Below are 12,118 nucleotides of genomic sequence, written 5' to 3'. Positions count from 1 at the left end.
ATCATGATCAATCCGGAAATTCTCGATTATAACAATTTACATTCAGATTCAGATAAAGAAATCTGCGTATTGCTTTCTGCAATAATTGATGGTGAAATAAGCGGTGCAGAAAATAAAATCTGGCACGCTCATCCCGTTTGGTTTTTAGACGGAAACCCGATTGTAGGATACAGCAAACAGAAAAAAGGAATCCGTCTCATGTTTTGGAGCGGAAAATCTTTTAATGAAGAAAAACTGAATGTAGAAGGAGAAAAATTTCAGGATGCTTCAGTATTTTTCAATGATAAAAGCGAAATTGATGAAGAGGATATAAAAAGATGGCTGAAAAAATCAGTAGAAATTCAGTGGGATTATAAAAATATTGTAAAAAGAAAGGGTGAACTGATCAGACTGAAATGATATTTTCGGAACGGAAATTGAACTTCAGTTTAAATGAAATTAAAGATTTAAAAATAAATAATAGAAACCTCACTTGTAAAAAGTTGTGAGGTTTTTTGTTTTTAAATAATCACCTAATACATCAACCATCACATGAAAGTTTTCATCAATAAAAGAATTCCCCAAATAGGAATTACCATGCTGAAAGAAGCAGGATTAGAAGTAACCGTTTCAGAAAACCCTGAACTAGCCCAGGAAGAATGGCTGAAATACTGTAAAAATACAGACGTAATTCTTAACGTTGGACAAAATAAATACGATAAAGAATTTTTTGAAGAATTTCCTAATGTAAAAGCAATTGCATTGTATTCAGTAGGTTTTGATCATGTTGACATCCAGGAAGCGATTCAAAGAAATATTCCTGTAGGAAATACACCGGAAGTATTAAGCAGAGCAACTTCAGATGTTGCATTTCTCCTGATGCAATCTGTTGCCAGAAGAGCAGGTTATTATTTACAAAAGGTGAAAGATGGAAATTGGGGAGAGTTTGATCCGCTTCACGAATTAGGTCAGGAGTTATACGGAAAAACTCTGGGTGTTTTCGGGTTGGGCAGAATCGGTTTTGAGATGGCTGAAAAATGTAAAAAAGCTTTTGATATGAATATTATTTATCATAACAGAAGTCATCATGATGAAGCTGAAAAAGAACTTGGAGCACAATATGTTTCGTTTGAAGAATTGGTAAGTGAATCAGATGTTTTAAGTATTCATGCTAATTTTACTGAGGAACATTCAGAGCTTTTTAATCAATCTGTTTTCGAAAAAATGAAACCAAATGCAATCTTTATCAATACAGCAAGAGGTGGTTTTCATAATCAGAAAGACTTATACAATGCCTTAATTTCAGAAAAAATCTGGGGAGCCGGTTTAGATGTCACAAATCCGGAGCCGATTGAAATGGATGATCCTATTCTTAAACTTTCAAATGTCTGTATTTTGCCACATATCGGCTCGGCAACCGTTGAAGCCAGAAACGGAATGGCAAAATTAGCCGCTGAAAATATCATCGCTTTTTCTAAAGATGAAAAAATGCCTCACTGTGCTAATCCCGAAGTTTATAAAAATTAAAAGATAGGTTGGAATCATTTTTGACATAGTTACAGCAACACTAAAAAATATGATTATGAGTACACAAGACAATGCTGAAGAGCAACAGAGAAAACTTGCAGAGATGGATTACAATCCGGGCGAAGATATTTTTAACAAAGAAGAGCATATCCCTTTGGACGGCGATGGGAATCCAATTATGAATCCTGATCACGTTAATGATGGGATGCCTTTCGGATTAGATGTTCCCGGTGCTGAAGATGATGATAATTTTGAGCAGATAACCAGTCAGCTGCCGGATGAAGAAAACGATTTTTATAGTTTGAGTGATGATGAGGATGAAAATGAAGAAGATAATGATGATATTATAGAATAAAATACATAATTTTAATAAAAAAATAAAACCGTCTCTATAAGATGGTTTTTTTTCGTTAATATATATTAAATTATAGTAAATAAATATTTTATATTGTTGATTTAACATTAAAAATATTTTACTTTTGTTAAGTGTTAAACAATAAACGATTATTGTTTAATTGTATGTTAATTGCAAATCTGTCCAATATGAAAAAATATCTATCAATTATATTTTTAGTAATCTTTGTATCAGTCTTTTCTCAAAATCCAATTCAGGTAAAGATTAAAGATGCTGCAGGTAATGAAAACTATCATGTAACTTGTACGAATGATCTTGATACCAATGGCTGTCTTCAACTCCATGTGGAATTTCCTGTATTAAAAGAGACAAACACATATGCAGTGACTCCGGAAGTTTATAATCCTGCAATTCCTCTCAATCAAGGTACATCTCTCAATGCGAGCTTTGATGACTTGTTTGCCGTAAAATTGGATCTCCCGTTTTCTTTTTGTTTTTTCAATCAGAATTTTAATGCTCTTGTTGTTGGCTCAAACGGAATGGTTACTTTTGATCTCGCTCAGCTCGGAAATATTAATTATCCCAATGTTTTCTGGCAAAATCCAAACCCGAGTCTTCCTAAAAATTCAATCTTCGGGGTTTATCATGATATGGTTTTTGCGAATGGTGACAGTTCAGAAATTTATTATTCGACGGTAGGAACTGCACCCTACAGAAAATTTGTCATTAATTTTTATGACGGTAGAGTAGCAGGCTGTACAGACCGTTCTTCATCACAGATTGTCCTGCATGAGACAACCAATATTGTTGAGGTTTTTGTTGATAAAAAACTGACCCCTTGCGCAACGAGAAAGTTTGAAAATGCTTTGATAGGAATCATGAATAATGACGGCACTTTAGGCTATTCTCCACCTTCAAGAAATACAGGAAACTGGGAATCATTGCAGGAAGCTTACAAGTTTACCCCGACAGGAAATGCCATTCAGCCGGAAGTTGCCTGGACTAATTCTGCAGGGCAGGTTGTAGCAAACGGTGTACAAACCAATATTTGCCCGACTCAAAATGAAACATACACCGCAACGGTTAAATTTAATGTTTGTGGAAGCAGTTTTCTCAATTTTACAGACGATTTTATTCTTAGTTTTGATGCAAGTTATCCTGTTGCAAAAAATTACAGCCAGAATTTTTGCGGAAATGCTCCGATCAATATTAACCTGAATGATTTTAAACCAAATGTAACCTCACAAAACCCTGCCAACTTTAATTTTACCTATCATTCCACGTTGCAGGATGCACAGACCAACCAGAATGCATTGTCATCAAATTATAGTTTGACTTCTAATTCAATATTTTATGTGAGAATTCAGAATCCGAATGCTCCGGGTTGTTTTAGAGTTGCCGTTCTTACCCTTAATTTTTTAAGTAAAAATCTGATTACAGATGTTATTTCACTTTGTGATACGAATAATGACGGTGTTGAAAATTCGTATGATCTGACTTTATTAAACAACCTGATTCTTGCACCGGGAACTACCGGAATTACATATCATGCAACTCAAAATGATGCTCAGAATAATAACAATGCTATCGTAACTGCTAATATTACGTCTAATACAAAAATTTGGGTTAGATTACAGGAAGCAAGTTGTGTGTATGTTTTAGGACCTTTGAATTTCCTTTTCAAACCGGGTGTTAATGCCAATTCGATTGGTATTTATTCGTACACGGTGTGTGATATCAACGATAATAATTTAGAGCCTTTTGATTTTGCATTGAACCTCGGACCTTTAATTTCCACTCAACCGGGAGCAGTTTTTACTACCTATAGTACTTTTGCTGGAGCCTTTAGCGGAACAGGTCCGTTGCTCGGAACTATCAAGGATGGGTTACAAACAGTTTTTATCAGAGTACAGATTCCGGGAGGATGTTTTACAGTAATTTCTGTGAACATGAATGTGACTTTTACGCAGATTAAAGCCAATGAAAAAAATGAATACATCTGTTTCAATGGGACCGAAGATGTGAGTTTTAATTTGCAGACGCTTTCTGCCAATATGCTTATACAACCCGCTACAGTTCCGGTCACAGCGTTTTATGCAACCTATGGTGATGCACAACTGGAGAATAATCCTATTGCTCCCAACCAGACCATAACGACCAATGGTAATTTGGTAACACAGACCTATTATATTCGTTTTGAACAGTCGAATGAATGTTATACTATAAGAGCCATCAATGTGAATTTAGTTCATCCGGTGATCGTTTCGTCAAATTTCAGTATTTGTGATTTTAATAATGATAATTCAGAAAACGCTTTGCTCACATCATTTTCCGGAGCAATAATCGGTAGCCAGAATGCAAGTGTTTTATTTTATCTGAATCTTTCGGATGCTCAGTCAGGAAATAATCCTGTGACGAATGCCACAATCACCGGAAATACTCAGGTTTTTGTAAAAATTACCTCTTATAACTGCTCCCAGATTTATCCGGTAAACTTCTCACTGGTTTCAACTCCAGCCGTGAATTCTACTGTAAATGTTCCATTAAATAATATCTGTGATAACAATAATGATGGGGTAGAAAATTATAACCTTACCCTTTCGCAACCACAGATTTATAACGGATCATCCAATGTTACTTTTACTTTTTACACAGCTTATGACCCTGCTACTCATACGTTTTCAGGTGAAATTACCAATCCGGCACAATTTCCGGTGCAGGGAAGTGCTACGGTTTTTGTAAAAGTAAAATTTAATAATAGCGAATGTTTTTCAGTGTCTCAGCTGAATATTCAAATGACGTTTTTACCTGCAGTTGTATTGTCAAACGCTGTTTTGAACAAGTGTGATGAAGATTTTAACTTAAGCGAAAATTTTCAGTTGAATGATGCAATTCCACAACTGTTTTTACCAGCTCAGAATACCTATGCGCTTTCTGATATGAACATTTCGTATTATCTCACATCAGCCGAAGCTAATGCAGGAAATTCAGCGAATCAGATTGGCAGTTCTTTTACGGCAAATGTTTCTACATTACAGGTTTGGGTAAGATTTCAGTCAACTACTACAGGTTGCTTTTCTGTAGCATCCATTCAGTTAAACACCTATTTTCCTCCAAAAGCGATCAACTCAACCATCATAATTTGTGACGATAATTTAGACGGAACCTATGAAGTAAACCTTTTGAATTACACCAATTTATATGTTGATATCCCAAATCAGATCAATACATTCAGTTTTTATCTGAATCTGCAGGATGCTCAAAACGGAGTAAATGCAATTGCAAATCCTGCTAATTTTACAGCTCAGCCTTTCCCGACTCAGATTTGGGTAAAAATTCAGAATATTCCTGGTTGTGATGATATTGCCATCATCAATTTTACGATCGGAAGTAAAGTTGTGCTTCAGAATGCAGGACCGTTTAATTTAAATAACGTCTGTGATAATGGCAATGACGGAATTGAAAATGTAAATCTTACTCAGTTTCAACAACAGATATATTCCGGCAGTAACGCGGTGTTTTCATATTATCCGTCTCTGTCAGATTTAAATGCGGGAACCAATGTTATTGCCAATCCGGGAAGCTATTCATTCAACCAAAATTCAGGTTCGAATATCATTTATGTAAAAGTGAGTGTTCCCGGCTTCTGTCCTGAAGTGAGCACGATCAAAATTTCTTTAAAGAAAGTGCCGATATTTGAAATTCCGACACAATATTTCTGTCCGGGAGAAAGCTTCACCCATACCGTAAAGGTTGAAGGGCATATCATCGTAAGTTATGTATGGACAAATCCTTCAGGGCAAGTAGTTTCAAACACCAATACCGTTACAGGAAATATGGTTGGAAATTATTCTTTAACCGTTACGTCAGATAACGGCTGTACTTATACGGTAACTTTTGAGGCGAAATATTATGATGTTCCGGTTATTCAGCAGCTTGTTGCCAGTGGAAATAGCTTCACCGTCACGGCTACAGGTTCACAACCGATTTTGTATTCAACAGACGGAATCACATGGCAGTCAAGTAATGTTTTCTACAATTTACCTACCGGAATTACAACGTTCTATGTGAAATACGTCGAAGGTAAATGTATCATCAAACAGGATGGAGTGATTTTAGATATTAAAAATGCGATCACGCCAAATGGTGACGGGGTGAATGATAAATGGATTGTCAAGAATCTTCATGTATTCGGAACTAAAATGACCAACGTAAAGGTATTTGACCGATATCAATATCTGATTTTCGAGCAAAATACGAATACTCAAATCATCTGGGACGGAACCATCGCCGGAAGACCAATCCCGACTTCAAGTTATTGGTATGTAATCACGCTTCCGGATGGAAGATCATTTACAGGATGGATTCTCGTAAAAAACACTAATTAATCTTAAATAATTGACAGTAAAACCTCATTGATTTCAGTGAGGTTTTGTTGTATTTAAATAATTATCAGCAGCACAAAGATTCCCCTCCTCTGGAGGGGTGGATTAATTTTCAAAGAAAATTAAGATGGGGTGGTCATAAGAACAAACTTACTCTCAAAAATATGCTCTTTAAAACCACCCCGTCAAAAATTCTTTCGAATTTTCGCCACCCCTCCAAAGGAGGGGAATCCATATTATGGAAGGCTCTGCGTGAAGAATTAATTCATCAGAAGGTATAATTTCTCATTTGAGTTGCAGGAATTTTCTAATTTGAATATCTTTAAAACCACAAAAAAGCCAACAACAATCAACCAGTAACACTCAACTATCAATGACTTTCCAACAACAGATACAACAGGGAATTCCCGCAGAATTACCTCAGCCAAAACCATACGAAACCCAAATCAATCATGCTCCGAAACGTAAAGAAATTTTAACGGAAGAAGAGAAAATATTAGCCTTAAAGAATGCTTTGCGTTATTTCGAACCCCAGTTTCATGCAGAATTGTTGCCGGAATTTAAAGAGGAATTGGAAAAATATGGCAGAATTTACATGTATCGCTTTCGTCCGGATTACGAGATGAAAGCAAGAGATATTGCAGAATATCCCGGAAAATCTGAGCAGGCAAAAGCAATCATGCTAATGATCCAGAACAATCTGGATTATGCGGTGGCGCAACATCCGCACGAATTGATTACTTACGGTGGAAATGGTGCTGTTTTCTCCAATTGGGCTCAATATCTTTTGACCATGAAATATCTGTCAGAAATGACAGACGAACAAACGTTGACCATGTATTCCGGTCATCCGATGGGATTGTTTCCTTCTCACAAGGATGCTCCGAGAGTTGTGGTGACGAATGGAATGATGATCCCCAATTATTCCAAGCCGGATGATTGGGAAAAATTCAATGCATTGGGTGTTTCTCAGTACGGACAAATGACCGCAGGAAGTTATATGTACATCGGTCCGCAGGGAATTGTTCACGGAACGACCATTACGGTTTTGAACGCATTCAGAAAAATAAATAAAGAACCGAAAGGCGGATTATTTGTTACCTCAGGTTTAGGCGGAATGTCAGGAGCGCAGCCTAAGGCAGGAAATATTGCAGGTTGTGTTACAGTTTGTGCAGAAGTGAATCCTAAAATTACAAAGATTCGTCACGAACAAAAATGGGTGAATGAAATCCACGAAAATCTGGATGAGCTGGTAAAAAGAGTGAGAAAAGCACAGGAAAACAAAGAAGCAGTTTCGTTAGCTTATCTTGGAAATATCGTTGAGGTTTGGGAGAAGTTTGATGAAGAAAATTTACGAATTGACATTGGTTCAGATCAGACTTCACTTCACAATCCTTGGGCGGGAGGTTATTATCCGGCCGGACAAACCTTTGAGGAATCCAATACGATGATGGCAGAAAATCCTGAATTATTCAAAGAAAAAGTGCAGGAAACGTTGAAAAGACACGCTGCTGCCATCAATAAACACACCGAAAAAGGAACGTATTTTTTCGATTACGGAAATGCCTTTTTACTCGAAGCTTCCAGAGCCGGAGCCGATGTCATGTCAGACAATCCGACGATTGGGAGAGAATTCAGATACGCATCTTATGTTCAGGATATTATGGGACCGATGTGTTTTGATTATGGTTTCGGACCGTTCCGTTGGGTTTGTGCAAGCGGAAAACCGGAAGATTTACAGAAAACAGATGAGATTGCCTGTCAGGTTTTGGAAGAAATGATTAAATCATCACCCGAAGAAATTCAACAGCAAATGAAAGATAATATCACTTGGATTAAAGGTGCTCAGGAAAATAAATTGGTCGTTGGTTCGCAAGCCAGAATTCTATACGCCGATGCAGAAGGAAGAATGAAAATTGCAGAAGCTTTCAATAATGCTATTAAAAACGGAGACATCGGTGCCGTAGTTTTGGGAAGAGACCATCACGATGTTTCGGGAACGGATTCTCCGTACAGAGAGACTTCCAATATTTATGACGGTTCGAGATTTACGGCAGATATGGCGATCCAGAATGTGATTGGCGACAGTTTCCGTGGGGCGACTTGGGTTTCTATTCATAACGGAGGCGGCGTTGGTTGGGGAGAAGTGATCAACGGTGGTTTCGGGATGTTGCTCGATGGAAGTGATGATGCCGAAAGAAGATTAAAATCAATGCTTTTCTGGGACGTCAACAACGGAATTTCCCGAAGAAGCTGGGCAAGAAATGAAGGCGCAGTTTTCGCCATCAAAAGAGCAATGGAAGCCGAACCGAATTTAAAAGTAACGCTGCCGAATTTTGTGGATGAGAGTTTGTTTTAGCACCGTCATTGCGAGGAAGAATGACGAAGCAATCTGTTGAATTTACTGAATTACAATGAATAGATTGGTTCGTTTCTCGCAATGATGCAATAAATAAAAACCTGCTGTGAGGCAGGTTTTTTTGTTTAAGTATTTTCAGAAACGTATTTGTAGATGTATAATTTGATCTTAGTCATCTTTCTCCATTTGACGATTGAATTCGTTTATTCTAGCTATTTCATCCCAATCGCATTCTAACTCACTAATATTAATTTCGTATGATAAGCCTAGATCTTTGATTTTATTACCTAAATAATTTAATTTATCAATTATCTCATTCACTTCTGTTGTATCAGTTACCCATTCTTTAAGATTTTCAGATTCCGTAAATATATAATCAGAGAAAATACTATCTAAGTGATTTATAATTGTATATGTGTCAAAATCATAAAAATCAATATCAAATGTATCTTTTAGATTTTCTAAAAGTTCTACAGCTGACTCAATATCATAATCTCCGGTAACAAGTTCATTGATTATTTCTTCAGTTCTACTATCCAAAGCTTTTTTAACATAATAATTTTCATTCGTTTCTGAAACAAATTTCTTAAAAGCGATATTTAGTCTATAATTACTGTGAAGGGATTCCCAGTCGTTGATATCATTAATAATCTCTACTAAAAAATCATATTTAGAATATTCTTCATAATTAGAATTTACAAAAGTTGCTAAATGAATTAGATCCTCATCTCTGTTAGATTTTCTAACATAACTATTATAATTATTCATCATATCCACAACTAAATCTGTTGGAAACAATATATTATTAAATTTAGCTAGTGATAAAATTAACTCAGAAACTTGTTGAATATATTTAATAGAATATATCATTAAATTTATTTCTCTTGTATCCGTTTGAATGTAATTTATTAAAAAGTCTTTTAGAGAAGGATTAATAAAATTCACACTATTATTTTTTCTAATGATAAATCCTTTATCAAGCTTATCTAGGGTATTTTTAAATGGGTTTATTGGAAGAACAGAATCTTTGGAAGTACAATACTCAAGTCTTTTATTAAACGCTTTTTCTAATAAATTTATATCTGTCTTTTCATTAAATGTTAAGAGTGTACTTAGTAGCCAGCGATCAACATGATCAATTTGCTGTTCATATGCGTGTTTCCAGATTTCTGTTGGATTATTAAAATTTTCACGGATGTATTTTTCGAAAGTTTCTGCATTATATTTTTCAACGTTTTCTTTGGAGGTAATAAATTCTACAGATCTAGGATTGAAATTTTTGTGTGATATAATAAAATCAGATATATCTTTTCTTTCAATTAGAGATTTTAAATCATCAGCCATTTCAGATTCATCAATATGATTTCTAAGTAATTTTTCTTTAATATTCTCTGAATATTCTTCTAAGTGAAAAACTGCTTCATTCAAGTTTTTACTAAATCTTCTAAAGCGATCTGATTGCTGTATCACAGTATTTAAAACAATACTTCGTGTAGTAAAAATTAATTTTTTGTTTTCCATTCTCTTAATACGCCCAATAATTCCTAAAAGTGCACTTTCACTTCCTTGTGCTTTATTAATTTCTGCAGAATTACTACCTAAAAAATCATCAAAATAAAATATCTGCTTAGAATCATCATTTTTAAGTATTCTATCAATTTCTTTAACATCATCAAGTATATAAAGAAGTTGATAATCTTCATTTATATATTCATAGGTTAGCATTTCTGCTAAAGTTGTTTTGCCCACTCCAGGATCTCCAGTAATTATTACAAAATTATTTTCTTTTAAGTTATTTCTTACAACATCGAATAATGGTGTCTTTACATAAAATCTTATTCTTCTTGCTAATTCATATTCAATAAAATCTACAGATCTAAATTGAAGATCGGAGTTTAAAATTTTCGTTAATATTGATGCATCCGAAAACCATAGCTTATAGTGAATATTTAAAATGTCCTCGTGATTTTCTATTAGTCTATTTAGATCTTTTTTACCATATATGTCATTCAAATTCTTAATGTATGGATGAAAAACATCACTAATTTTTTTTGTTTCTCCAACTCCAAGATCAACCGAAGTTGCAAAAATATAATTTGTTGGAGCTAATTTTTTAACTTTCTCAACTTCTTCATTTTCTAGTTTCCGAAACATCCCATCAAAACCTGTCCGATAATAATGTTTAACTTGTCCAACATGTTCATGTGTGTTATGTTCTGTAGAATATAATAAATCAATTCCTTGATCTTTGCCATCTTTAAAAGTCTTATATGTAATTGGAGAACCATTTGGAACTTCAGCATTTAAAAGATCACAAACTAAATCTTCAAGATCTGAACTGCTTAAAGTTGAAAAGTCATATTGTGCCATATTTTTTTGAAATTTTTTTGGTAAATCAAATATAACAATTAAAACCACTCGCAAACCCTTACAAACAACTTTAAAACAAACCTCCTGCATTTGCATTTCCTTTAAAACAACCCCTGTTTATAATCTCCTGCAATTGCAGGAAGTCTCCATCAAGTTGCGGGAAACTTCTTGCAGCTGCATTTTATTCCCACAAAATGTTTTAAACTAATGCAGAATTATTCTTTCAGAATTTTACTCGAACTGACGAATCTTTTTAATAACAATATTTTCAAGAATGCTTAGATTTTAAGGTGATCTGACATTCATTTTTATAGATGAAATAAAATTATGGTTATATTTGTCTCATAAAGTGAGACTAAAAAAGATAAAATTATGATAGCGGAAATAGAAAAGTTTATAGAAATACAAAACAATATTGATGAGATTCTGAAAAATTCTCCTTTCAAAATGTCATATATTATAGAGAAATCAGGAATCAAAAAACCTACTTTTTTTAAGAAATTAAAAGAAAAAAGATTTACACCGGAAGAACTTTTAGTCATTTCAAAAACTATTGAACCTAAAGAATGGAGAAATGAAACCAAAGAAGAAATTCTGGAATCTTTTGTAAGAGCTGAAGAAGATTTTAAAAACGGAAAAATTTACACCTACGACCAAGTGAAAGAGCGTTCCAGAAAAAGATTAGAAGACTATAGAAATGGAAATTCAATTAAGTAAGGAAGCCTTTGATGATCTGGATAAAATTGAAAACTATCTTTTAAGAAGGTGGAATGACAAAGTATTAGAAGATTTCAATTCTAAATTTGACAACTGCTTGCAAATCATTTTAGACGGCGTTGCAATATTCCAAAATTATGAAGATACAGATTACCAAAAAATGCTTATAACAAGGCATAATACACTTGTTTATATTATTGAAAATGATGTTTTGAAAATCATTAGAATTCTCCAAAACTTCCAAGATCCAGAAGATAATTACAAATCTATTAATGAATAACAAAAAAACTCATTAGTCACTAAGTTTTCCAATTTCAATAAAACCATATTAAATTTCATTCAAAAACCTTTTAAATAGAGCAAATCAATAAGTTTGCTATTCCGAAAGTCGATCTTAAACTCTAACTTTATTCTTTCAAAACTTCA

The 12,118-nt window shown here is 34.3% G+C and carries 8 protein-coding genes; 7 read left to right on the top strand and 1 reads right to left on the bottom strand.

The window, feature by feature from the left end:
- Positions 1-3: 3 nt before the first annotated feature.
- The 5 genes from ACZZ9T_RS14645 (at position 4) to ACZZ9T_RS14625 (ending at position 8,605) form a co-directional block, all read left to right on the top strand.
- The gene (locus ACZZ9T_RS14645; RefSeq protein ID WP_463442698.1) at positions 4-399 is read left to right on the top strand and encodes a DUF1801 domain-containing protein; all 396 of its coding nucleotides are present in this window, start codon (positions 4-6) and stop codon (positions 397-399) included.
- Positions 400-531: 132 nt separating this feature from the next.
- A complete protein-coding gene (locus ACZZ9T_RS14640) occupies positions 532-1,506 on the top strand; it encodes a 2-hydroxyacid dehydrogenase (protein ID WP_463442697.1) in 975 nt (324 codons plus the stop codon).
- Between the two features lie 55 nt (positions 1,507-1,561).
- The gene (locus ACZZ9T_RS14635) at positions 1,562-1,861 is read left to right on the top strand and encodes a hypothetical protein (protein WP_463442696.1); all 300 of its coding nucleotides are present in this window, start codon (positions 1,562-1,564) and stop codon (positions 1,859-1,861) included.
- A gap of 188 nt (positions 1,862-2,049) precedes the next feature.
- Positions 2,050-6,249 (top strand): T9SS type B sorting domain-containing protein, encoded by a 4,200-nt coding sequence (locus tag ACZZ9T_RS14630; RefSeq protein WP_463442695.1) that lies wholly within the window; start codon positions 2,050-2,052, stop codon positions 6,247-6,249.
- A gap of 370 nt (positions 6,250-6,619) precedes the next feature.
- The gene (locus ACZZ9T_RS14625; RefSeq protein WP_463442694.1) at positions 6,620-8,605 is read left to right on the top strand and encodes a urocanate hydratase; all 1,986 of its coding nucleotides are present in this window, start codon (positions 6,620-6,622) and stop codon (positions 8,603-8,605) included.
- A 168-nt stretch (positions 8,606-8,773) separates the two neighbouring features.
- On the opposite strand, the gene ACZZ9T_RS14620 is transcribed toward ACZZ9T_RS14625, so the two are convergent.
- Positions 8,774-11,071, bottom strand: coding sequence for an nSTAND3 domain-containing NTPase (locus tag ACZZ9T_RS14620; RefSeq protein WP_463442693.1), 2,298 nt, complete (start codon positions 11,069-11,071; stop codon positions 8,774-8,776).
- Positions 11,072-11,347: 276 nt separating this feature from the next.
- On the opposite strand from ACZZ9T_RS14620, the gene ACZZ9T_RS14615 reads away from it, so the two are divergent.
- The gene (locus ACZZ9T_RS14615; RefSeq protein ID WP_463433426.1) at positions 11,348-11,692 is read left to right on the top strand and encodes a hypothetical protein; all 345 of its coding nucleotides are present in this window, start codon (positions 11,348-11,350) and stop codon (positions 11,690-11,692) included.
- The gene (locus tag ACZZ9T_RS14610) at positions 11,673-11,972 is read left to right on the top strand and encodes a type II toxin-antitoxin system RelE/ParE family toxin (RefSeq protein WP_463433425.1); all 300 of its coding nucleotides are present in this window, start codon (positions 11,673-11,675) and stop codon (positions 11,970-11,972) included. The genes ACZZ9T_RS14615 and ACZZ9T_RS14610 overlap by 20 nt, the downstream gene beginning before the upstream one ends.
- Positions 11,973-12,118: the final 146 nt, after the last annotated feature.

Source organism: Chryseobacterium sp. AC417 (assembly GCF_979258215.1).
Note: the sequence above shows the minus strand (reverse complement) of the source record. Positions and strands in the feature narration are given on the sequence as shown.